A 21,973-nucleotide genomic window follows, 5' to 3' on the forward strand; every position below is an offset into this window, starting at 1 on the left:
ATCCCGCCGGCGGTCCGATGCGGGCGGCCCGGAGGAGCCGGTCGGTTCCCGCAGGCCGGCCGCATCGTCGGGGCCCGCGGGCTCGGCCGGGTCGCCCACCGGCTCGTCCGAGTCCACTCCTTCGCCCGGGTCCGCTCCTTCGTCCGAGTCCACTCCTTCGTCCGGGTCCGCTCCTTCGCCCGGGTCCGCCCCTTCGCCCGGGTCCGCCGGCTCCTCGCTCGGTGTCGCCGTCCAGGCGGCGGAGTACAGGAGCAGTTTCGAGGTGAAGTTGATCCACAGGAGCAACGCGATCGGCACCCCGAAGGCGCCGTACATACTCTTCGACGCCACCCCTCGCATATAGCCGCTGAGCAGCAGCTTGAGCAGTTCGAAACCGACGGCGCCGATCAGCGCCGCGACGAGAAGCCGACGGCGCGGCGGCTCGACGCCGGGCAGCAGCGTGAGGACGTACAGCAGGACGAGGAAGTCGGCGAGCACGGCCACCGCGAAGGCGACGATCTGGAGCAGCGTGCTCCCCCAGCCGTTCCCGTCGAGGCCCAGATGCCGCGCCGACCAGCCCATCGCCGTGGACGCGAGCGTGGAGACGGCGACCGTGAGAAGCACGGCGCCGCCCAGTCCGACGAGTACCCCGCCGTCCTTGAGCTTGCGCAGGAAGGGGTTCCCCTCGCTGTCGGGCAGTTCCCAGACGGCGCGCAGGCACTCCCGCATCGAGCCGACCCAGCCGATGCCGGTGAACAGCAGCAGGGCCCCCGCGATGAGCCCGATCGTGCCGGCGTTCTGGACGAGGCCGTGGACGTCCAGCTGATCGGAGATGCCCGGCACCTGCTCGGCGAGCTTGTCCTGGAGGTCCTTCTGCTGCTGCTCGCTCAGCGTGGCGGCGCCGATCGCGGCGGCCACGGTCAGCAACGGGAACAGCGCCACGAAGCTGATGAAGGTCATCGCGGCGGCGAGCCGCGTCCACTTCACCCGGTCCAGCCGCTCGTACGACCGCCACGCGTGCGTGGCCGTCAGGCGCACGAGCAGGGGTCCCAAGCCGGGAATCCTTTTCAGCCAGTCCATGATCCGTCTCTGCCCTCGCCTCGGAAAACCAGTGACCGAGTACCCCAAAAACGCAGGACAGTGGCGAGCGCCATGCCGATTCCCGCACCGGACACGGTGTCCGCGCGCGGTGAGGTGAATCCGAGTCCGTAGTGACTGACGGCGATGCACAGCAGTTGTACGAGCGCGCCCGCGACATTGACCGCGAAGAAGATCACGTACCGGCGCGGGCCGCGGGCAGGGGCGTGCCGGTAGGTGCCGTGCGCGTTTCCGGCGTACGCCACCGAGCAGCCCGCCAGGAAGGACAGCGCCTTGGCGGTCAGCGGATCCAGACCCACCGGACCCCGCAGCCAGACGAAGAGACCGAGGTCGGCCGCGTAGGCGAGGACGCCGACGGCGGCGAACCCGAGGAGTTCACGCAGGAGCCGTTCCCGGACACCGGCCGCCCTCGTCGCCACCGGTGTGGTGGCGGCGGCGGTCGCGGGTCCCCCGGGTCCGCCTCTCCGACCCGGCCCGTCCGGCCCGACGGCGACGGTCCCGGAGGCGGGGGACCGGACGACCGTGGTCCCGGGGGCATGCGCGCCGGGTGTGCCGGACGGCCCGGAGCCGGGCCGGTCCTCGGTGACGCTCACCAGTTCGCCACCGCGAGCCCGTACATCGCCAGCCACACCAGGCCGATGAGGGCGAGCGCGCGGTCCCGCAGGACCACGTCCTCCGGCTCGCCCGCCGTGCCCCGGTCGGCGAAGACGGCGTAGCGCAGGACGGCCAGGATGAAGGCGACCATGGACAACTGGCGCCACGGCAGCACCCCGGTGCTCGGCACTCCGCCCTCCTCCAGGGCCCACAGGCAGTAGCCGAGGACGGAGACCCCGGCGGCAAGCTGCCAGACGAAGCGCAGGTAGCCGGTCGTGTACTCGGTGAGCAACGCGCGTGTGGCGCCCCCGTTCCCCGCCATCTGCACGGCCTCGGAGTAACGCTTCGCCGAGACCATGAACAGCGCCCCGAAGCCGGTGGTGATCAGGAACCAGCGCGAGAGCGGGATGCCGAGGGCCAGGCCGCCGATCATCGCCCGCATCAGGAACCCGGTCGTGACGACGACGAGGTCCACGACGAGCACGTGCTTCAGGCTGACGCAGTACGCCAGCTGCATGCCGATGTACGCGGTCAGCAGCGCGCAGACGGCCGGTGGGCAGAGCCAGGCCGCGACGGCGGGGGCGAGGACCGCGAGGGCGCCTCCGACGGCGTACGCGACCGGGACGGGGACCTGGCCCACCGCGACCGGGCGGTGGCGCTTCACCGGGTGGGCACGGTCGGCGACGGCGTCCCGGGCGTCGTTGATCAGGTACACGGCGGCGGCGCAGGTCGTGAACAGGGCGAAGACAAGGGCTAGTTGGCCGATGGCGTGTGGCGACAGGAGCCGGCCCGCGGCGGCCGGGGCGGCCACCACGAGCACGTTCTTCACCCACTGGCGGGGGCGCGCGGTTCTGACGAGACCGCCGAGGAGCCCGGTCAGGCTCCTCGGCGGCGGGGCGACGGCCGGGGTGCGCTCCAGAAGCGCCGTGCGCTCAGCCATGGCCGGCTCCGATCCAGCGGGCGCCCAGTCCGGCCGCCGCGGCGCCCAGGGCCGCGCCGGCGGCGACATCCGTGGGGTAGTGCACGCCGACGACGAGACGTGAGACGCACATCGCGGCGGCGAACGGCACGACGACGTACGCCCCGAGGGCGCCGTAGGCGACCGCCGCGGCAGCCGCGGAGGTGGCGTGCGAACTGGGGAAGGAGTGCCGCCCTGCCGTGCGGACCAAGGGCGCCACGTGCGCGGGGCGGGGGCGGCGCACGATGCGCTTCACGCCCATGCTCGCGAGGTGCGCGGTGGCGGTGAGCGCCGTCGCGCGCAGCCAGGCGCCGCGCCGCTCCCGGTCGGCGGCCGCCCCCGCGAGCCCCGCGGCGAGCCACAGCGCCCCGTGCTCCCCGCTCCGGGACAGGGCACGCGCGACGGCCGCTACGCGCGGGTCCGTTCCGTACGCGTGGAGTGCGGACAGCAGTCGGCGGTCCATTCCGTCGATCCGTGTGTCCAGGTCATCAAGTCGGCGGTCCATGTCGTCACGCTGTCGGTCCATGCCGTCGCGATCGTCAAGGTCGTCCATGCGATCCCACTCTTCTAGGGAGCGGTCGCAGAATTACGGCAATCTTGGACGACATCCCATTAATCACCCATTTCGGTGAGGAGCCGTGGGGGCCGGGTAGATTGCCCCGTTGTGCACCCTTGGCGGCGCTACGGTCACGGTCATGCCTGCCGACACCGTCTCCGTCACGGGTTGGGGCCGCACCGCCCCGACCACCGCCCGCCTGGTCCGCCCGCGCACCTACGAGGAGGCCGCGGCGGCCGTCCGTGAGTGCGGGACGCGGGGAGGGATCGCGCGGGGGCTCGGGCGGGCGTACGGCGACGCGGCGCAGAACGCGGGCGGGGCCGTGCTCGACATGACGGGCCTGGACCGGATCCACACGGTCGACGTGGACGGCGGCACGGTCCGGTGCGACGCGGGGGTGTCCCTGCACCACCTCATGGAGGTCCTGCTCCCCCTCGGCCATTTCGTGCCGGTGACGCCGGGGACCCGCTATGTGACCGTGGGCGGCGCGATCGGTGCGGACATCCACGGCAAGAACCACCATGTGTCGGGCTCGTTCGCCCGTCACGTCCTGTCCTTCGAGCTGCTGACGGCGGACGGCGAGGTCCGGAGGGTCGGCCGCGGCACCCCCCTCTTCGACGCCACGGCGGGCGGCATGGGCCTGACCGGGGTGATCCTCACCGCGACCGTCCGCCTCCAGCCGGTGGAGACCGCCCTGATGTCCGTCGACACCGAGCGCGCGGTGGACCTGGACGACCTGATGGCCCGGCTGACCGCGACCGACCACCGGTACCGCTACTCGGTCGCCTGGATCGATCTTCTCGCCCGCGGGTCACGCATGGGACGCTCGGTCCTCACCCGCGGCGATCACGCGCCGCTGGACTCACTGCCGGCACGCGCGCGCAGACACCCGCTGGCGTTCCGTCCCTCGCGGTTGCCGGCCGCCCCCGCCTTCGTACCGGAAGGCCTCCTCGGACGGACGTCGGTGGGCCTCTTCAACGAACTCTGGTACCGGAAGGCACCCCGCGCGCGGGTGGGTGAACTCCAGCGGATCCCGGCCTTCTTCCACCCCCTCGACGGCGTGCCGCACTGGAACCGCGTCTACGGGCGCGGTGGCTTCGTCCAGTACCAGTTCGTCGTCGGACACGGCCGGGAGGAGACCCTGCGCCGGATCGTGCGGCGCATCTCCGAGCGCCGCTGTCCGTCCTTCCTCGCCGTCCTGAAGCGCTTCGGAGAGGGCGATCCGGGCTGGCTGTCCTTCCCGATGCCCGGCTGGACCCTCGCCCTGGACATCCCGGCGAACCTGCCCGGCCTCGGCGCCTTCCTCGACGAGCTCGACGAGGAGGTGGCGGGCGCCGGAGGCCGCGTGTACCTGGCCAAGGACGCGCGGCTGCGGCCCGAGCTGCTGGCCGCGATGTATCCGCGGCTCGGCGTGTTCCGGTCGCTGCGCCAGGAGCTGGACCCCCGGGGCGTCTTCACCTCGGACCTGTCCCGCCGCCTGGACCTGTAGAGCGCCCTTCCCGGCCGCCCGTCTTCGCCCCGTCGTCTCTAGTCGTCTCTAGGAGCTGTCATGAAGGACGCCTTCGGTATCCCCCAGTCCCTGCTGATCCTCGGTGGCACGTCCGAGATCGCGCTGGCCACCGCCCGTCGGCTGATCACCCGGAGGACCCGGACGGTATGGCTCGCCGGACGGCCGACGCCCGCCCTGGAGGAGGCCGCCGAGCGTTTGCGCCGCCTCGGCGCGGACGCCCGTACCGTCGCCTTCGACGCCCTCGACCCCGAGTCCCACGAGGCCGTGCTCGGCAAGGTCTTCGCCGAGGGCGACATCGACATGGTGCTGATGGCCTTCGGGGTGCTCGGCGACCAGGCCCTGGACGAGAAGGAGCCCGTCGCGGCGGTGCGGGTGGCGCAGACCAACTACACGGGCGCGGTGTCGTCCGGCCTCGTGTGCGCGCGGGCGCTGCAGACGCAGGGGCACGGCTCCCTGGTGGTGCTGTCCTCGGTCGCGGGGGAGCGCGCCCGACGCTCGAACTTCATCTACGGCTCCAGCAAGGCGGGCCTGGACGCCTTCGCGCAGGGCCTCGGCGACGCCCTGTACGGGACGGGCGCCCACGTCATGGTCGTACGCCCCGGGTTCGTCCGGACCCGGATGACGGCCGGGCTGCCGGAGGTACCGCTGTCGACCACTCCGGAGGCGGTGGCCGCGGCGATCGAGCTGGGGCTGAGGCGACGTTCGGAGACGGTGTGGGTGCCGGGGGCGCTCAGGATGGTCATGGCGGCACTGCGGCACACACCACGAGCGGTGTTCCGGCGGCTGCCGATCTGAGTCTCCGCGCCGGGCCGTCTCCACGAGGGCGACGGCCGGCCCGCGGTCCGGGCGCCCGGTACGGCCGTCCGAGGGACCGGCCGTACGTGCCTGCCGTGCGAGCCGGTGCTCCTAGAGCGCCGGCAGTGTGGTGTTCTGCTCCGGCGCGCATGCCTGCGGGGGCACCACCGCACCGCCGAAGACGAACTCGCGGAGCTTGCGCCACACGCCGTCGGCGCCCTGTTCGTAGAGCGCGAATCCGGTGCAGGGCCACCCGGCCTCGTATCCGGAGAGCGCCTCGAAGGCGCGGTCCATCGCCGCGTCGTCGATGCCGTGCGCCACGGTGACATGCGGGTGGTACGGGAACTGCAGCTCGCGGGCGACGGGCCCTGAGCCGTCCCTGACCTGCTTCTGCAGCCAGGCGCAGGCCTCCGCGCCGTCGGCCACCCGCACGTACACCACCGGCGACAGGGGGCGGAAGGTGCCCGTGCCGGACAGTCGCATCGGGAACGGGCGCCCGGCGGCCGCGACCTCGCCGAGGTGCGCCTCGATCGCGGGCAGCGCCGAGTCCTCGACCTCGGTCGGCGGCAGCAGCGTGACGTGCGTGGGAATGCCGGAAGCCGCGGGGTCACCGAAGCCCGCGCGCCGCTCCTGGAGCAGGCTGCCGTGAGGCTCCGGGACCGCGATCGACACGCCGATCGTTACGGTCCCCACGTCGTCTCCTGTCGTTGTCGATGGTCAGGGCTGTTCGGTGGTGCTGCGCGGGCGGAGGCGGTTGCTCGGTCCGCCCGGCTTTCGACTGTACGGCGGTATGGCCCGCAATCGGCCGCCGTACGAGTGTCGCGCTCGTCTCGTACTGACTGCCGAAGGGGCTGTGGTAGGGGCCGCGCCGCCACCGTGCGACCGCGGCGCGGCGGCGCGGACGGTGGCGGCACCGACGTCAGTGCTTGGCGGGCAGGAATCCGACCCTGTCGTACGCCTGGGAGAGCGTCTCCGCGGCGACGGCGCGTGCCTTCTCGGCGCCCTTGGCCAGGATCGAGTCGAGTGTCTCCGGGTCGTCCAGATACTGCTGGGTGCGCTCCCTGAACGGCGTCACGAAGTCGATCATTACCTCCGCGAGGTCCGTTTTCAGCGCACCGTAGCCCTTGCCCGTGTACTTCTGCTCCAGTTCCCCGATTCCGGTCCCGGTGAGCGTCGAGTAGATGGTCAGCAGGTTGCTGATACCCGGTTTCGCCGCCGTGTCATACCTGATGACGGTGTCCGTGTCGGTGACCGCGCTCTTGACCTTCTTGGCGGTCGCCTTCGGATCGTCGAGCAGGTTGATGAGGCCCTTCGGCGTCGACGCCGACTTGCTCATCTTGATCGACGGGTCCTGGAGATCGAAGATCTTCGCCGTCTCCTTGAGGATGTACGGCTTGGGGATCGTGAACGTCTCGCCGAAGCGGCCGTTGAAGCGCTCCGCGAGGTCGCGCGTGAGCTCGATGTGCTGGCGCTGGTCCTCACCGACCGGGACCTCGTTGGCCTGGTACAGCAGGATGTCCGCGACCTGGAGGATCGGGTACGTGAAGAGGCCGACGCTGGCGCGGTCGGCGCCCTGCTTGGCGGACTTGTCCTTGAACTGGGTCATGCGGGAGGCCTCGCCGAAACCGGTCAGGCAGTTCATGATCCAGGCGAGCTGCGCGTGCTCGGGGACATGGCTCTGGACGAAGAGCGTGCAGCGCTCCGGGTCGAGGCCCGCGGCGAGCAACTGCGCGGTGGCGAGCCGGGTGTTGGCGCGCAGGTCCGCGGGGTCCTGCGGAATCGTGATCGCGTGCAGGTCGACGACCATGTAGAACGCGTCGTGGGACTCCTGGAGCGCCACCCACTGACGGACGGCACCGAGGTAGTTGCCGAGGTGGAACGAGCCTGCCGTGGGCTGGATTCCGGAGAGCACGCGAGGACTGTCAGAGGCCATGTTCACCATTCTCTCAGGTGCCGGGGCCCGCTCAGGAACTGGCCGGAAAGAGACAGGACCCGGATGGGCGGGCGTCGCGCCTCCCGGAACGGCGCCCTCCGGGCTCCCGGCCCGCCAGCACAGACGGTGACGATTTCGCTCACCTGAGCGGGTTTCGAGCACTTACTGTCATCGAAGTGCAACGGTGAGATGACATTCCTGCTGGAGGGGGTGTTTTTCGAGGTCACCGGCGCTTAAGAATGCCGAACCGCCAGGTAGCCGGATTCGGCAGGGCGGAGCACTGCTCGGACGTCGCCGATGTCGAGGGGAACCCCGGCGTGTCCGGTCGTGCACCCAGAAATCGGCACAACGGCGTGCGGGCCGGCTCTTCGCCGGCCGCTTGGGGGTTCCATGCGCGGGCTTCGTGAACTGGTCACGGTGGTGGGGGCGTTGGGTGCGACCGCTGCGGCGGTGGTGTCCGCGGCACCGTCCGCCCTGGCCGGCCCGGCGGCGAGTGCGCCGGTGGTCGCACCGGCGGTCCTGGAGAGCGCGGAGCACGCTGCCGAGCTCTCCCCGGTGGCCAGCCCGGACATCGCTCTGACGATCGCCGGTGACACGGGACGGACGACCACCCTGCACAACGAGGACCCGGACTTCGGACTGCTGTGGCGGCTGCTGTCGCCCCGGTACACGGGATCGCAGAAGGCGCCCGACGGGTGGAAGGACGGTCACCTCCCCGAGCCGCAGGCCACGGTGATCTGGGGAGTCACGGGTCCGGGGGACGGGACGCGGACCGCCCACCGGACACCCGAGGGCGACGTCACCATCGAGCGCCAGGACCAGGTGTACCTCGCCGTGGACGGCACGCCGTGGGTGCGGTCGGATCTGTCGCCGGACTCGATGAACGACACCATCGCCTGGCATTCGGCGCCGCGTTCGGTGTTCGACGAGCTGACGAAGGACGGAAGGCTCTTCGGCTCCGGGTCGGTCGTGGCCGCCGCCAAGGTGGAGCTGGACCCGGCGTTCTGGGCGGTGCCCGGACTCGCGGCGGGCGTGGCGCTCGGCGCCGGGGCCGCGTGGTTCATCTGCCAGGCGGCGGTCCGGGCCCGGCGCGAGGATCGCGAGGATGCCGGGCCGTTGCTGGGGACCCGCCAGGAGCTGATCGAGGTCCGGTGACCGGCCGGTGCCGGCCCGACCTGACCTGACCCGGCCTGACCCGGCCTGACCCGGCCCGAGCGCCTCGGGCCGGGCGGTCCATCACCGGCCCCGACCCGGCCGCCGGTCCGGGGCCGGACGGATCCGGCCCCGGCGCGGTGCGTCAGCCGAGGTCGATCTCCGGGTAGAGCGGGAACGGGGCCAGCAGGTCGGTGGCGCGGTGGGAGATCTCGTCGGAGATCTTCGCGTCCAGGACGTGCTGGGCCTTGGACGGGGCGCCCTTGGCGGTGGTGCCGGCCTCGGCGGCGGTGAGGACGCGGTCGATCAGGCCGGCGATCTCGTCCATCTCGGTCGCGCCCAGGCCACGGGTGGTCAGCGCGGGGGTGCCGATGCGGATACCGGAGGTGTACCAGGCGCCGTTCGGGTCGGCCGGGATGGCGTTGCGGTTGGTGACGATGCCCGAGTCGAGCAGCGCGGACTCCGCCTGGCGGCCGGTCAGGCCGTAGGAGGAGGAGACGTCGATGAGGTTGAGGTGGTTGTCCGTACCACCCGTGACCAGGGTGGCGCCGCGTCGCATCAGACCCTCCGCCAGGGCACGGGAGTTGTCGACGACGGCCTGGGCGTAGTCGCGGAACTCGGGGCGGCGGGCCTCGGCGAGCGCGACGGCCTTGGCGGCCATGACGTGCGGAAGGGGGCCGCCGAGGACCATCGGGCAGCCGCGGTCGACCTGCTCGGCGAGGGTCTCGTCGCACAGGACCATGCCACCGCGCGGGCCGCGCAGCGACTTGTGCGTGGTGGTGGTGACGATCTGGGCGTGCGGGACCGGGTCGAAGTCGCCGGTGAGGACCTTGCCCGCGACCAGGCCGGCGAAGTGCGCCATGTCGACCATGAGGGTGGCGCCGACCTCGTCGGCGATCTCCCGCATGATGCGGAAGTTCACCAGACGCGGGTAGGCGGAGTAGCCGGCGACGAGGATCAGCGGCTTGAACTCGCGGGCGGAGACGCGCAGTGCCTCGTAGTCGATGAGGCCGGTGGCGGGGTCGGTGCCGTAGGAGCGCTGGTCGAACATCTTGCCCGAGATGTTCGGGCGGAAGCCGTGGGTGAGGTGGCCGCCGGCGTCCAGGGACATGCCGAGCATGCGCTGGTTGCCGAAGGCCTGGCGCAGTTCGGCCCAGTCGGCCTCGGTGAGGTCGTTGACGTTGCGGACGCCCGCCTTGGCGAGGGCGGGGGCCTCGACGCGCGCGGCGAGGACGGCCCAGAAGGCGACGAGGTTGGCGTCGATGCCGGAGTGCGGCTGGGCGTAGGCGTGCTCGGCGCCGAAGAGTTCGCGGGCGTGCTCGGCGGCGAGGGCCTCGACGGTGTCGACGTTGCGGCAGCCGGCGTAGAAGCGGCGGCCGACGGTGCCCTCGGCGTACTTGTCGCTGAACCAGTTGCCCATGGCCAGCAGGGTCGCCGGGGAGGCGTAGTTCTCGGACGCGATGAGCTTGAGCATGTCACGCTGGTCGGCGATTTCCTGACCGATGGCGTCGGCGACGCGGGGCTCCACGGCCCGGATCACGTCGAGGGCGCTGCGGAAGGCGGTGGACTCGGTGGAAAGGGGCTCTGGCATGACGGCCTCCGGACGTGGCGTTCAGCGTTCACGGGTCGGCCCAGGCGCACGGCACTCGGTTGCCACGACTTCTCGCCCGGACACTCCGGGCACCTCTCGACGGCCTGCTGCTCCGTCCAGAAGTCCGGGATCACCCCCGGGAAGCCACAGCGCGGGTGCCGCTCCCCGATGGTCGGTCCCATCCCAGCGCGCCAGTCACGGCCCCGCCGGTCAGCCTACCGGGCGCGCCGGATCACCGGGGTCCCCGGTCCACCATGCGAGCGACGATAGGAAATAGGCCACAAGTCCAGCCGCGCGCGAGCACCAGGTGTTCGCGCGCGGGGACAACGCGCCACCCGGCGTGTCGGGGAAGACCGCGCCGCTCCCCCGTGCCGCTCGTCAGAGAACGGAGATCCCGTGACCGCTATGGATGCCAGGGAGACGACGGAGGCGTACATCGCCTCGGCCGACGCGCACAGCGCGCACAACTACCACCCGCTGCCGGTCGTCGTGGCGACGGCGGACGGGGCCTGGATGACGGATGTCGAGGGGCGCCGCTTCCTCGACATGCTGGCCGGATACTCGGCGCTGAATTTCGGCCACGGCAACCGGCGGCTGATCGAGGCGGCGAAGGCACAGCTGGACCGGGTGACGCTGACGTCGCGGGCGTTCCACCACGACCGGTTCGGGGATTTCTGCCGGGAACTGGCCGCGCTGTGCGGCATGGAGATGGTGCTGCCGATGAACACCGGCGCGGAGGCGGTGGAGACGGCGGTGAAGACGGCCCGGAAGTGGGGCTACCGGGTCAAGGGTGTCCCTGCGGAGATGGCGAAGATCGTGGTCGCGGGCAACAACTTCCACGGGCGGACGACGACGGTCATCAGCTTCTCGACGGACCCGGAGGCGCGGGCCGACTTCGGCCCGTACACACCGGGATTCGAGATCGTGCCGTACGGGGACCTGACGGCGCTGCGGGGGGCGGTCACGGAGAACACGGTGGCCGTCCTGCTCGAACCGATCCAGGGCGAGGCGGGGGTGCTGGTGCCGCCGGCCGGTTACCTGCCGGCCGTACGGGAGCTGACGCTGGAGCGCGACGTGCTGTTCGTCGCGGACGAGATCCAGTCGGGGCTGGGACGCACCGGCCGTACGTTCGCGTGCGAGCACGAGGGTGTGGTGCCGGACATGTACGTCCTCGGGAAGGCGCTCGGCGGCGGGGTGGTGCCCGTGTCGGCGGTGGTGTCGAGCGCGGAGGTGCTGGGGGTGTTCCGGCCAGGGGAGCACGGGTCGACGTTCGGGGGGAATCCGCTGGCCTGCGCGGTGGCCCTGGAGGTGATCGCGATGCTGCGGACCGGCGAGTACCAGCGGCGGGCGGCCGAGCTCGGTCGACATCTGCACCATGAACTGGGGCTGTTGAAGGACTCCGGTCATGTCACCGCGGTACGCGGGCGCGGGCTGTGGGCGGGCGTCGACATCGCCCCGGCGCACGGCACGGGCCGGGAGATCTCGGAGAAGCTGATGGACCGGGGCGTCCTCGTCAAGGACACCCACGGTGTCACCGTCCGGATCGCCCCTCCCCTGGTCATCGAGAAGGAGGACCTGGACTGGGGGCTGGCCCAACTGCGGGCCGTACTGGGGGCGTAGGCAGACGCCGGTCCGGCCCTGTTCCGGCTTCGCGGGTGGTCACGCCGCCGCCCTCGCGGCCGGGCGGGGGCTCGGCGGTGGCCCCGGGCGACGCGCCGTCCCCTACAGTCACTTCGTGCTCTTTGGAATGGTGTGCGCCCTTGGTGCCTCGGTCTGTTTCGGTACGGCGACGGTTCTGCAGGCGATGGCCGCGCGGGCCGCGGGCGAGGGCGGGACGGGCGGCGGGGCCGGCGGCGCGGCGGCACTGCTGCTGCGGGCGCTGCGGCAGTGGCGCTATCTGGCGGGACTGGGCCTCGACGGGGTCGGGTTCCTGCTGCAGATCATCGCGCTGCGGTCGCTTCCGATCTACGCCGTCGGAGCCGCCCTCGCCGCGAGCCTCGCCGTCACCGCCGTGGTGGCCTCGCGGCTGCTCCATGTACGGCTGAGCCGGGTCGAGTGGGGCGCGGTGGCTGTGGTGTGCGCGGGGCTCGCGATGCTGGGGCTGGCGTCCGGGACGGAGGGGGACCGCACGGGGTCCCTGGCGTTGAAGTACGCGATGCTGGTGACGTCCGTGGCCGTCCTGCTGCTGGGACTGGTCGGCGGACGGCTGCCCGACCGGGGGCGGTCGCTGGCGCTGGGACTCGGGGCGGGATTCGGGTTCGGTGTGGTCGAGGTGGCGGTACGGCTGATCGCGGACCTCGATCCGGGGACACTGCTGGCGAACCCGGCGACGTACGCACTGCTGATCGGCGGCGGTGCGGCGTTCCTGCTGCTCACCACGGCCCTGGAACGGGGCTCGGTGACGACGGCCACCGCCGGGCTGGTCATCGGGGAGACCATCGGGCCCGCGCTGGTCGGGGTGGTGTGGCTGGGCGACCGTACGCGCGAGGGACTGACCTGGCTGGCGGTTCTCGGTTTCGCGGTGGCTGTGGCGGGGGCCTTGGCGCTGGCGCGGTTCGGCGAGGCGCCGGACACGTCGACGTCCGCGCCCGCGGGGGCGAAGGCCGCGGAAGCGGCGGCGGAACAGGGTGAGCGCAAGGCGTAGGCGCCCCGCGCGGGTCGCCCCCTGTCGACCGGCAGCCCGGAGCAGGGCTCTCCGGTATCCGCCTCCCCGGCGACGGGCGGACCCTCCGCTGACCACCAGCCCGGAGACGGGCGCCGCGGACCCCTGCCATCGCCAGGTGAGCCCTCCGGTCGCCTGCCGGCCGGAGGCACCTCCGCGGCAGCCGCCCGCCCGAAGGACAGAGCCCCCAGACCCCTGCCATCGGCAGGTAGCTCGCGGCCGCCCGCCCCGAGCTGAGGCCCCCGATCGCCAGCCGGCCGGAGGCGGCTCCTCGGCAGCCGATTACCCGGAGGCGGGCGCCCCAGGCCCCGTACATCGGCAGGTGACTCCCCGGAGGGCCGCCTGCCCCGAGCTGTGGTCCCTGGTCGCCAGCCGGCCGGAGGCGGCTCCTGGGCAGCCGCCTGCCCGGAGACGGGCGCCCGCAGACCCCTGCCTTCGGCACGTGACTCCCCGAAGGCCGCCCGCCCCGAGCTGAGGCCCCCGGTCGGCAGCCCGACCGGAGGCGGCTCCTCGGCAGCCGCCTGCCTGCTGGGCGGAGCCCCGAAGAGGGGCGCCCGGCGTGGGGCGCCCGGCGTGGGGCTCACGCATCGGTGGGCGCAGGGATCCGCTTTCAGGGAAGGGCTCGGCACAGCGCGTCCAGGGCGCCGGACCACGCGTGGTCCGGCGGGGTGCCGTAGCCGACGACCAGGGCGTCCTGGGGTGGGGTGCGGGCGTCGGGGTGCCGGTGGCGGGAGAGGCCGTGGACGGCCAGGCCCTGCCAGGCGGCGGCCTGGACGACCGACCGCTCGGTGCCGGGCGGGAGCCGGAGCACGGCGTGCAGCCCGGCGGCGATACCGGTGGCGTGCACGGCGGGGGCGCGGGTGGCGAGCGCGGCGACGAGGGCGTCCCGGCGCCGCCGGTAGCGCAGGCGGGCGGCGCGGACGTGCCGGTCGTAGGCGCCGGAGGTGATGAACTCCGCCAGGGTCAACTGGTCCAGCACGCCGGTCGACCAGCCGCCCTCCCCCTTCAGGGAGACGACCTCGTCCGCGAGGGACGGCGGCAGGACCAGCCAGCCGAGGCGCAGCGCGGGGGCCAGGGACTTGCTCGCGGTGCCCAGATGGACCACGTGGTCGGGGTCCAGCCCCTGCAACGCGCCGATGGGCTGCCGGTCGTAGCGGAACTCGCCGTCGTAGTCGTCCTCCAGGACGAGCCCGCCGGTGCGACGGGCCCAGCCGACGACGGCGGCCCGGCGGTCCGGGTGCAGGGGCACGCCCATCGGGAACTGGTGGGAGGGGGTGAGCAGTACGGCTCGTACGCCCGCCATGTCGCGGGTGTCGGTGCCGAGCCCGTCGAACGGCAGCGGGGTCGTGCGCAGACCCGACCGGCGCAGGAGGTTCCAGTGCACGTCGAGGCCGTACGACTCGACCGCGAGCGAGCGCAGGCCCCGCCGGCGCAGGACCGCGCCGAGCAGCGTGAGGCCGTCCGAGAAGCCGGAGCAGATCACGATGCGCTCCGGGTCGGCGCGGACGCCCCGGGCGCGGGAGAGGTAGCCGGCGAGGGCGGTGCGCAGTTCGGGGCGGCCCCGCGGATCGCCGTAGCCGAGGGCGTCGTGCGGTGCGACGGCCAGGGCGCGGCGGGCCGCCTTGAGCCAGGCGGCGCGCGGGAAGGACGCGAGGTCGGGGGTGCCGGGGACGAGGTCGTAGGCCGGACGGCCCTGTTCGCGGCGGCGTGGCGCGGCCTCCGGGGCCGGTCGTACGACGCTCCGCTCGGCCACCCGCGTGCCCGAGCCCTGACGGGCGGTGAGCCAGCCCTCGGCGACGAGGTCGGCGTAGGCGTCGGCGACCGTGTTGCGGGCGACGCCCAGATCGACGGCTAGGGAGCGGGAGGACGGGAGACGGGTTCCGGGGGCCAGCCGGCCGCTGCGGACCGCCTCGCGGAGCGCGTCCGTCAGCCCTTTGCGGAGACCGGATCCGGTGGGCTCGACATGAAGGTCGACACCCAAAGTGGCCCATGTACTCACCATGGAAATGGACCATACCCCTGGGCTACTCCCCTCGTAGGGTCGATCGCATGACGACGCAGGACACGACCACGCAGACCACCTCGACCAGGACCACGGCGAACACCGCGGCGGACAGCTCACCGGACACCACGGCGGACACGGCGGCGGACGCCGGGAGTACGCCGTACGCGCCCGAGCACGCGCCCCGGCTGCAGTGGGCCACGCTCGCCCCCGACGTCTACAAGGCGATGGTCAGACTCGACGCGGCGGCCCGGCGCGGGCTGGACCCCGTGCTCCTGGAGCTGGTGAAGATCCGCGCCTCGCAGCTCAACCACTGTGCGTTCTGCCTCGACATGCACACCAAGGACGCGCTCGCGGCGGGCGAGAGCGTGGAGCGGATCGTGCAGCTCAGCGCCTGGGACGAGTCGCGGCACTTCTACACCGAGAAGGAGCTCGCGGCGATCGAGCTGACCGAGGCCGTCACCGTGCTCACCGAAGGCTTCGTGCCGGACGAGGTGTACGAGCGGGCGGCCCGGCACTTCGAGGAGGCCGAGCTGGCCCAGCTGATCGCCGCGATCACGGTGATCAACGCCTGGAACCGGTTCGGCGTGGCCTGCCGCCTGGCGCCCGGCCACTACCGGGCGGGCCAGTACAAGTGACGGCCGGGAGGTTCCGGGCGCTGCACCACGGGCGGGCGCCCGGCGATCCGCTGGTGCTGCCCGGCCCCTGGGACGCCGCGAGCGCGCGGGTGTTCGTGGACGCGGGGTTCCCGGCGCTCGCCACACCGAGTGCCGGGGTCGCCGCCTCGCTCGGGTACGCGGACGGGGAGACGCCCGCCGACGAGATGTTCGCCGCCGTCGCCCGGATCGTACGGGCCGTCGACGTACCGGTCTCGGCCGACGTCGAGGACGGCTACGGGCTCGCGCCCGAGGAGTTGGTGGAGCGGCTGCTGGAGGCGGGTGCCGTCGGCTGCAACCTGGAGGACTCCACGGGCGGTGTCCTGAAGGACGCGGCCCGGCACGCCGACTGGCTGGCCGAGGTGCGCGGCGCGGCGGGCGACCTGCTGTTCGTGAACGCCCGCGTCGACGTCTTCATCCACGGGGACAAAGATCCCGGGCGGGCCGTCGAGCGGGCCGCGCAGTACGTCGCCGCGGGTGCGGACTGCGTGTACCCGATCGGGGCACCGCCGGAGGTGCTGCCGCTGCTGCGGTCCGGCGTCCGCGGGCCGCTGAACGTGTTCTCCCCGCTCGACGGGACGTCGGCGGCCGAACTCGGTGAACTCGGCGCCACGCGGATCACGTTCGGACCCGGCCTGCAGCGCCGGGCCGCCCAGGCGCTGGCGGAGATCGCGGCGCGACTGGGATAGGCCGGCCGGTTCCGTGGGCGGGTGCCACCTCCGGCACCCACCCCGGACCGTGCGGGGCCCCGGCCCCTACGCCGACGGAAGCCACGCCCGCCAGGTCGACGCGTGGTGCTCCACCCACTTCTTCGCCGCTTCCTCGGGCGTCAGCTTGTCGTTGGCGATCATCAGCGAGACCTCGTTCTGGTCCGCGGTGGTCCACTTGAACTTCTTCAGGAAGGCCGCCGCCTCACCGCCGGTCTTCGCGAAGTCGGCGTTGAGGTACTTCCGCAACGGGGTGTGCGGGTAGGCGCAGGCGACCTTCGCCGCGTCGGCGTCGCAGCCCTCCTGGTACGCGGGCAGCTTCACCTCGGTCATGGGGACCTTCTCGAACAGCCACTGCGGGGAGTACCAGTACGTGAGGAACGGCTTCCGCTCCTTCGCGAACTGCTTCATCTGCGTGATCTGCGCGGCTTCCGAACCGGCGAACACCACCTGGTAGTTGAGCTTCAGGTTGTTCACCAGCGCCTTGTCGTTGGTGACGTACGACGGGGAGCCGTCGAGGAGTTGCCCCTTGCCGCCGCTCTCCGGCGTGCGCAGCCGGTCGGCGTACTTGTCGAGGTTCTTCCAGTTCGTGACGTCGGGGTGCTGTCTGGCGAAGTACGTCGGGACGTACCAGCCGATGTGCCCGGTCACGCCCAGGCTCCCGCCGGGCGCGATCGTCTTCTTGTCCTCGACGTACCGCTTCTCCTGGTCGGGGTGGCCCCAGTCCTCCAGGATCGCGTCGACGCGGCCCTGACTGAGCGCGTCCCAGGCGGGCACCTCGTCGACCTGGACGGTGTCGACGCGGTAGCCCATCTCGTGTTCGAGCAGGTACTGCGCCACGGCGACGTTCGACTGGGCGCCCACCCAGGACTGCACGGACAGGGTCACCGTTCTCGCGCCCCGGGCGTTCGCGAAGGGCGAGGCCTGCTTGGTCATGTCGGCGGCGCCGCAGCCGGTGAGCAGCAGCAGGGCCGACGCTCCGGCCACCGCGGACGTCGTACGAACACGCATGTCACGCTCCCTTCTTCACGCTGCGCCGGGTCGGCTGGGTCACCCGGTCGAGCATCAGGCCGAGGCAGACGATCGCGGCGCCCGCGACCAGGCCGGTGGCCAGGTCGCCCTGGGCGAGGCCGAACACGACGTCGTAGCCGAGCGCGCCACCGCCGACCAGGCCGCCGATGATGACGACGGCGAGGACCAGGACGACACCCTGGTTGACGGCGAGCAGCAGCGCGGGCCGCGCCAACGGGATCTGAACCTGGCGCAGTTGCTGCGCGGGGGTCGCGCCGAGGGAGCGGGCGGCCTCCAGCGCGGCCGGGTCGACGGCGCGCAGCCCCTGGGTGGTGATGCGGACCACGGCGGGCAGCGCGTAGACGACCGCGGCGGCGACGGCGGGTGCGCGGCCGACGCCGAACAGCGCGACCACGGGGATGAGGTACACGAACTGCGGCATGGTCTGGAAGACGTCGAGGACGGGCCTGAGCAGGCGCTCGAAGCGCTCGCTGCGCGCGGCCGCGATCCCGGTGGCGAAGCCGAGCACGAGGGTCACGGCGACCGCCGCGAGCACTTGGGAGAGCGTGTCCAGGGACGGCTTCCACGCGCCCAGCACGCCGATCGCGGCCATGGCGAGGACGGCGGTGAGCGCGGTGCGCCAGGTGCCGATCAGCCAGGCCAGAGCGGCGACCGTCAGCAGGACGGACCACCAGGGCAGCCACTGCAGGCCGTCCCTGAGCGGGTCGAGGACCCAGGTGGTGAAGCGGCCCGCCCAGTCGGCGGTGCCGCCGATGTACGGGACGCCGGAGTAGAGGTGGCCGGTCATCCAGTCGACGACGCGGTTCACCGGCTCGGCGATGTGGACCACCCACGCGTCGGGCCAGTCGAGCCGGCCCACGAGCCGTCCGGCGACGGCGACGGTCACGGCGGTGATCGCCGCGTACACCCAGGGGGTGCTCGTACGGGCCTCTCCGAGCCGTTCGCCGGCCGCGGCCGTGACGCGGTCGAGGACGACCGCGAGGAGCACGATCGGGATACCGGCGGCGAGGGCCGCGCCGACGTCGACGGAGGCCAGGGCCTGGTAGACGCGGTCGCCGAGACCGCCGGCGCCGATCACGGAGGCGATGACGGCCATGGACAGCGCCATCATGATCGTCTGGTTGAGGCCGAGGAGGAGTTCCTTGCGGGCCAGCGGGAGGCGGGCGGTGAGCAGCCGCTGGCGGGCCGTGGCGCCGAGCGAGGCGACGGCCTCCAGAACACCCTCGTCCGCGTCGCGCAGGCCGAGCGCGGTGAGCCGGGCCATGGGCGGAGCGGCGTAGACGACGGTGGCGAGCACGGCCGCGGGCACCCCGATACCGAAGACCAGCACGACCGGCAGCAGATACGCGAAGGCCGGGAGCACCTGCATGGTGTCGAGGACGGGACGCAGTGCCCGGTGGGTGCGGTCGGAGAGCCCTGCGGCGAGACCGAGCAGGGCGCCCAGCACGACCGAGGCGAGCACGGCGACCACCATGACCGCCAGCGTCTGCATGGTGGGCACCCACATGCCGAGCAGGCCGCAGGCGAGGAACGCGACGCCGGTGCCGACGGCCGTCCGTACGCCCGCGGCCCGCCAGGCCACGAGCGCGGCCACGGCGGTCACGCCCGCCCAGCCGGCCGCCAGGAGCAGCAGATAGACGGCGCGTACGGACAGGACGACGGCGTTGCTGACGTAGCCGAAGAAGTACAGGAACAGCGGGTGGCTGTCGCGGTTGTCGATGATCCAGTCACCGGCTCTGCCGAGCGGCCCGGTCAGGTCGACGGTCAGCGCGTGCGGCCAACTGCCGTCGCCCCAGCGGGCGTCGGCCAGGGGTACGAACACCGCCGCGACGACCGCGAGCAGCAGGAGCTTGCCCACGGCCGGATGCCTGAGGCGCCTGGGAAGGACCGTACGGGGGACGGAGGTGGACGTGGTGACCGCGGCCATCACACCGCCTCCTTGCGCGAGTCCGGGCCCGAGGCCGAACCGGCGCGCGGGGCCGAGCCGGCGTACGGGGCCGAGCCGTCTCGAAGGCCGACACCGTCCCGGAGGTCCGACCCGGCGACGACGTGCAGCAGCCGCTCGTGGTCGACGACACCGAGACAGCGGCCGTCCCGTACGACGCAGGCGGCCCGGCCGCTGCGGGCGACGGTCCTGATGGCGTCGGCGACCACGGTTTCGGGGGCGAGCGCGCCGGGGTGGTCCGGCCCACCGCAGTCCCCGGCCCGCATCGCGGTGCGGACCGTCATGACCTGCTCGCGGGGCACGTCGCGGACGAACTCGCGGACATAGGCGTCGGCCGGGGAGCCGACGATCTCCTCGGGGGTGCCGAGCTGGACGATCCGGCCGTCGCGCATCAGGGCGATACGGTCGCCGAGGCGCAGGGCCTCGCTCAGGTCATGGGTGATGAAGACCATCGTGCGGCCCTCCTCGCGGTGCAGCCGGACGACCTCCTCCTGCATGTCGCGACGGATCATCGGGTCGAGCGCGCTGAACGGCTCGTCGAAGAGCAGGACTTCGGGGTCGACTGCGAGCGCGCGGGCCAGCCCGACGCGCTGCTGCTGACCGCCGGACAGTTGTCCGGGCCTGCGCTGCTCCATGCCTTCGAGACCGACCTTGGCGACGACCTCTGCGGCCTTCGCCCGGCGTTCCTCGCGCGGCACGCCCTGGATCTCCAGGCCGTACGCGACGTTGTCGAGCACCGAGCGGTGCGGCAGCAGGCCGAAGTGCTGGAAGACCATGGCGGCGCGGTGGCGGCGCAGTTCGCGCAGCCTGGCCCTGTCCATCGCCAGGACGTCCTCGCCGTCGATCGCGAGGCTCCCCGAGGTCGGCTCGATCAGCCGGGTGAGGCAGCGCACCAGCGTGGACTTGCCCGAGCCGGACAGGCCCATGACGACGAAGACCTCGCCCTTGCGCACGTCGAAACCGACGTCACGGACGGCGGCGGTGCAGCCGGTGGCGGCGCGCAGCTCGGCGGCGTCGAGCGCGGCGAGTTCGGGGTCGCCGGGGACACGGTCGGCCTTCGGGCCGAAGACCTTCCACAGGTTGCGCACGGAGAAGACGGGATTGACTCCCGCGTCCCCGGCGGAAGTTGCCCTGCCGTCGGCCATCGCGTTCCCGTCGGTCGTCGCTTCGTTGCCGGTTGCCGCGTCGTTGCCGGTCGTCGCTTCGTTGTCGGTCGTCGTCCTCATCACGCACCGCCCCCGATCAGCTCGGCGGCCTTCTCGCCGACCATGAGCACCCCGATCATCGGGTTCACGGCGGGCATGGTCGGGAAGACGGAGGCGTCGGCGATCCGGATGCCGTCGAGTCCCCGGACACGCAGTTCGGGGTCCACCACCGCGCGCTCGTCGGAGAGTTCGCCCATCCGGCAGGTGCCCGCCGGGTGGTAGACGGTGTGCGCGACCCGGCGGGCGTACACGCCGAGCTCCTCGTCGCCGGTGACCGCGGGACCGGGGCACACCTCGCGCTTGAGCCAGCCGGCGAGCGGCTCGGCCGCGGCTATCTCGCGGGCGATCCTGATGCCGTCGACGAGGGTACGGCCGTCGTAGTCGTCCTCGTCCGTGAAGTACCGGAAGTCGAGGGCGGGTTTGACGGCCGGGTCGGCGCTGGTCAGGTAGAGGCGGCCGCGGCTGCGCGGCTTGGGGATGTTGGGGGTCATCGAGACGCCGTACGCGGGGCGTTCGTAGCCGAGGCGCTCCGGGTTGTCCGTGAAGGGGATCTGGTAGAAGTGGAACATCAGGTCGGGGCCCGGCTGTTCGGGGTCGCGGCGGACGAACAGGCCCGCGTCGGAGTCCATCGCGGAGTTCTCCGGGATCGGCCCGTTCGTCTCCCAGACGATCACCGACTCGGGATGGTCCAGCAGGTTCTCGCCGACGCCCGGCAGATCGTGCACGACGGGGATGTCCAGCTCCTCCAGGTCACCGGCGGGTCCGATGCCGGAGTGCAGCAGCAGTCGCGGCGAGTCGACGGCGCCCGCGCACAACAGGACCTCGTTCCGCGCCCGTACGAGAACCTCTTCGTCGTCCTTGGTGCGGACGTGCACTCCGGTGACACGCGTCCCGTCCAGCTCCAGTTTGTACGCCCAGGTCTCCAGCAGGAGGGTCAGGTTGGGCCGCTCGTCCATCACCGGGTGCAGATACGCCACCGAGGCGCTCGACCGCTTGTTGGTCTCCGGGTGGTACGCGAGGTCGAAGAAGCCGGCGCCCTCGGTGAACGGCTCCCGGTTGAAGCCTTCGACCCGCGGCACGTCGAGCGCGGACCGCGCGGCGTCCACGAAGTCCCTGGCGATGGCGTTCCGGTCCTTCTCGTCGACCGGGACGATGTTGTTCAGGAGCCGCGCGTAGTACGTCTCCATCGACACCGCGCCCCAGCCCTTGGCGCCGGCCGCCTCCCACTCGTCCCAGTCGGACGGCAGCGGCTTGAACGCGATCAGCGTGTTGTGCGACGAGCAGCCGCCGAGCACCCGGGCGCGGCTGTGCCGGATGTGCGAGTTGCCGCGCGGCTGTTCCGTGGTCGGGTAGTCGTAGTCGAGTTCCCCGCCGAGCAGGCCCATCCAGCGGCGCAGGGTGAGGACGTCCTCACGGCCGACGTCGCTGGGGCCGCCCTCGATGACGGCGACGCTGACGTCCGGGTTCTCGGTGAGGCGGGACGCGATCACGGAGCCCGCCGTGCCGCCGCCGATGACGACGTAGTCGTACGTGTTCTCGTGCTGGGACATGTGGGGGTGCTCCAAAGTGCCTTGTGCAGTGGGGAATTCGGGGAGAGG

The 21,973-nt window shown here is 72.4% G+C and carries 18 protein-coding genes and 1 pseudogene; 7 read left to right on the top strand and 12 right to left on the bottom strand.

What is annotated here, in order from left to right; genetic code table 11:
• Nucleotides 1-135: 135 nt before the first annotated feature.
• From OHT01_RS16085 to OHT01_RS16100, 4 genes and pseudogenes are all read right to left on the bottom strand, one after another.
• Nucleotides 136-1,059 (bottom strand): annotated as a pseudogene (locus OHT01_RS16085) (YihY/virulence factor BrkB family protein); the annotation flags it as partial.
• Nucleotides 1,047-1,496 (bottom strand): GtrA family protein, encoded by a 450-nt coding sequence (locus tag OHT01_RS16090; RefSeq protein ID WP_328558137.1) that lies wholly within the window; start codon nt 1,494-1,496, stop codon nt 1,047-1,049. The gene OHT01_RS16090 and the pseudogene OHT01_RS16085, both read right to left, overlap by 13 nt.
• A 170-nt stretch (nt 1,497-1,666) precedes the next feature.
• A complete protein-coding gene (locus OHT01_RS16095) occupies nt 1,667-2,611 on the bottom strand; it encodes a decaprenyl-phosphate phosphoribosyltransferase (protein WP_328553855.1) in 945 nt (314 codons plus the stop codon).
• Entirely contained in the window at nt 2,604-3,134 is a 531-nt protein-coding gene (locus OHT01_RS16100) for a phosphatase PAP2 family protein (RefSeq protein WP_328558138.1), read from the bottom strand. The genes OHT01_RS16095 and OHT01_RS16100 overlap by 8 nt, the downstream gene beginning before the upstream one ends.
• A 190-nt stretch (nt 3,135-3,324) precedes the next feature.
• Here OHT01_RS16100 and OHT01_RS16105 point away from each other — a divergent pair, with 190 nt between their 5' ends.
• Both OHT01_RS16105 and OHT01_RS16110 read left to right on the top strand, forming a co-directional pair.
• Nucleotides 3,325-4,674, top strand: coding sequence for an FAD-binding oxidoreductase (locus OHT01_RS16105; RefSeq protein ID WP_328553856.1), 1,350 nt, complete (start codon nt 3,325-3,327; stop codon nt 4,672-4,674).
• Nucleotides 4,675-4,734: 60 nt separating this feature from the next.
• Nucleotides 4,735-5,490, top strand: a complete 756-nt coding sequence (locus OHT01_RS16110; RefSeq protein ID WP_328553857.1) for a decaprenylphospho-beta-D-erythro-pentofuranosid-2-ulose 2-reductase — start codon at nt 4,735-4,737, stop codon at nt 5,488-5,490.
• 111 nt (nt 5,491-5,601) lie between these two features.
• On the opposite strand, the gene OHT01_RS16115 is transcribed toward OHT01_RS16110, so the two are convergent.
• A complete protein-coding gene (locus tag OHT01_RS16115; protein ID WP_328553858.1) occupies nt 5,602-6,183 on the bottom strand; it encodes a 2'-5' RNA ligase family protein in 582 nt (193 codons plus the stop codon).
• 226 nt (nt 6,184-6,409) lie between these two features.
• A complete protein-coding gene (gene trpS / locus OHT01_RS16120) occupies nt 6,410-7,423 on the bottom strand; it encodes a tryptophan--tRNA ligase (protein ID WP_328553859.1) in 1,014 nt (337 codons plus the stop codon).
• Between the two features lie 390 nt (nt 7,424-7,813).
• On the opposite strand from trpS, the gene OHT01_RS16125 reads away from it, so the two are divergent.
• The gene (locus OHT01_RS16125; protein WP_328553860.1) at nt 7,814-8,578 is read left to right on the top strand and encodes a hypothetical protein; all 765 of its coding nucleotides are present in this window, start codon (nt 7,814-7,816) and stop codon (nt 8,576-8,578) included.
• 142 nt (nt 8,579-8,720) lie between these two features.
• Here OHT01_RS16125 and OHT01_RS16130 read toward each other — a convergent pair whose 3' ends face one another.
• Nucleotides 8,721-10,166, bottom strand: a complete 1,446-nt coding sequence (locus OHT01_RS16130) for a glycine hydroxymethyltransferase (protein WP_328553861.1) — start codon at nt 10,164-10,166, stop codon at nt 8,721-8,723.
• A gap of 405 nt (nt 10,167-10,571) precedes the next feature.
• Between OHT01_RS16130 and rocD the strand changes: the two genes are divergently transcribed.
• A complete protein-coding gene (rocD, locus tag OHT01_RS16135; protein WP_328558139.1) occupies nt 10,572-11,786 on the top strand; it encodes an ornithine--oxo-acid transaminase in 1,215 nt (404 codons plus the stop codon).
• 127 nt (nt 11,787-11,913) lie between these two features.
• Nucleotides 11,914-12,810, top strand: a complete 897-nt coding sequence (locus OHT01_RS16140) for a hypothetical protein (RefSeq protein WP_328558140.1) — start codon at nt 11,914-11,916, stop codon at nt 12,808-12,810.
• Nucleotides 12,811-13,438: 628 nt separating this feature from the next.
• Here OHT01_RS16140 and pdxR read toward each other — a convergent pair.
• Nucleotides 13,439-14,830 (bottom strand): MocR-like pyridoxine biosynthesis transcription factor PdxR, encoded by a 1,392-nt coding sequence (gene pdxR, locus OHT01_RS16145; protein ID WP_328553862.1) that lies wholly within the window; start codon nt 14,828-14,830, stop codon nt 13,439-13,441.
• Between the two features lie 47 nt (nt 14,831-14,877).
• On the opposite strand from pdxR, the gene OHT01_RS16150 reads away from it, so the two are divergent.
• Together OHT01_RS16150 and OHT01_RS16155 are read left to right on the top strand one after the other, a co-directional pair.
• A complete protein-coding gene (locus tag OHT01_RS16150; protein ID WP_328553863.1) occupies nt 14,878-15,468 on the top strand; it encodes a carboxymuconolactone decarboxylase family protein in 591 nt (196 codons plus the stop codon).
• Complete coding sequence (locus tag OHT01_RS16155; RefSeq protein ID WP_328553864.1) at nt 15,465-16,175, top strand: isocitrate lyase/PEP mutase family protein; 711 nt, start codon at nt 15,465-15,467, stop codon at nt 16,173-16,175. Before OHT01_RS16150 ends, OHT01_RS16155 begins: the two co-directional genes overlap by 4 nt.
• Before the next feature lie 66 nt (nt 16,176-16,241).
• Here the strand turns inward: OHT01_RS16155 and OHT01_RS16160 are convergent, their stop codons facing one another.
• From OHT01_RS16160 to OHT01_RS16175, 4 genes are all read right to left on the bottom strand, one after another.
• On the bottom strand, nt 16,242-17,204 hold the full coding sequence (locus OHT01_RS16160) for an ABC transporter substrate-binding protein (RefSeq protein WP_328553865.1): 963 nt from the start codon (nt 17,202-17,204) through the stop codon (nt 16,242-16,244).
• Between the two features lies 1 nt (nt 17,205).
• A complete protein-coding gene (locus OHT01_RS16165; RefSeq protein ID WP_328553866.1) occupies nt 17,206-19,152 on the bottom strand; it encodes an ABC transporter permease in 1,947 nt (648 codons plus the stop codon).
• A complete protein-coding gene (locus OHT01_RS16170; RefSeq protein WP_328558141.1) occupies nt 19,152-20,315 on the bottom strand; it encodes a quaternary amine ABC transporter ATP-binding protein in 1,164 nt (387 codons plus the stop codon). The genes OHT01_RS16165 and OHT01_RS16170 overlap by 1 nt, the downstream gene beginning before the upstream one ends.
• Nucleotides 20,316-20,395: 80 nt before the next feature.
• On the bottom strand, nt 20,396-21,925 hold the full coding sequence (locus tag OHT01_RS16175; protein WP_328553867.1) for a GMC family oxidoreductase: 1,530 nt from the start codon (nt 21,923-21,925) through the stop codon (nt 20,396-20,398).
• Nucleotides 21,926-21,973: the final 48 nt, after the last annotated feature.

Source organism: Streptomyces sp. NBC_00358 (assembly GCF_036099295.1).
Lineage (GTDB): Bacteria > Actinomycetota > Actinomycetes > Streptomycetales > Streptomycetaceae > Streptomyces.

Excerpts from the sequence above, each read along its gene's own strand:
- OHT01_RS16165 (WP_328553866.1), bottom strand. The coding sequence starts at position 19,152 with ATGGCCGCGGTCACCACGTCCACCTCCGTCCCCCGTACGGTCCTTCCC.
- OHT01_RS16125 (WP_328553860.1), top strand. The coding sequence starts at position 7,814 with ATGCGCGGGCTTCGTGAACTGGTCACGGTGGTGGGGGCGTTGGGTGCG.
- OHT01_RS16105 (WP_328553856.1), top strand. The coding sequence starts at position 3,325 with ATGCCTGCCGACACCGTCTCCGTCACGGGTTGGGGCCGCACCGCCCCG.
- OHT01_RS16160 (WP_328553865.1), bottom strand. The coding sequence starts at position 17,204 with ATGCGTGTTCGTACGACGTCCGCGGTGGCCGGAGCGTCGGCCCTGCTG.
- OHT01_RS16095 (WP_328553855.1), bottom strand. The coding sequence starts at position 2,611 with ATGGCTGAGCGCACGGCGCTTCTGGAGCGCACCCCGGCCGTCGCCCCG.
- OHT01_RS16100 (WP_328558138.1), bottom strand. The coding sequence starts at position 3,134 with ATGGACCGCCGACTTGATGACCTGGACACACGGATCGACGGAATGGAC.
- OHT01_RS16130 (WP_328553861.1), bottom strand. The coding sequence starts at position 10,166 with ATGCCAGAGCCCCTTTCCACCGAGTCCACCGCCTTCCGCAGCGCCCTC.
- OHT01_RS16110 (WP_328553857.1), top strand. The coding sequence starts at position 4,735 with ATGAAGGACGCCTTCGGTATCCCCCAGTCCCTGCTGATCCTCGGTGGC.
- OHT01_RS16175 (WP_328553867.1), bottom strand. The coding sequence starts at position 21,925 with ATGTCCCAGCACGAGAACACGTACGACTACGTCGTCATCGGCGGCGGC.
- pdxR (WP_328553862.1), bottom strand. The coding sequence starts at position 14,830 with ATGGTGAGTACATGGGCCACTTTGGGTGTCGACCTTCATGTCGAGCCC.
- OHT01_RS16150 (WP_328553863.1), top strand. The coding sequence starts at position 14,878 with ATGACGACGCAGGACACGACCACGCAGACCACCTCGACCAGGACCACG.
- trpS (WP_328553859.1), bottom strand. The coding sequence starts at position 7,423 with ATGGCCTCTGACAGTCCTCGCGTGCTCTCCGGAATCCAGCCCACGGCA.
- OHT01_RS16140 (WP_328558140.1), top strand. The coding sequence starts at position 11,914 with ATGGTGTGCGCCCTTGGTGCCTCGGTCTGTTTCGGTACGGCGACGGTT.
- OHT01_RS16170 (WP_328558141.1), bottom strand. The coding sequence starts at position 20,315 with ATGGCCGACGGCAGGGCAACTTCCGCCGGGGACGCGGGAGTCAATCCC.
- rocD (WP_328558139.1), top strand. The coding sequence starts at position 10,572 with ATGGATGCCAGGGAGACGACGGAGGCGTACATCGCCTCGGCCGACGCG.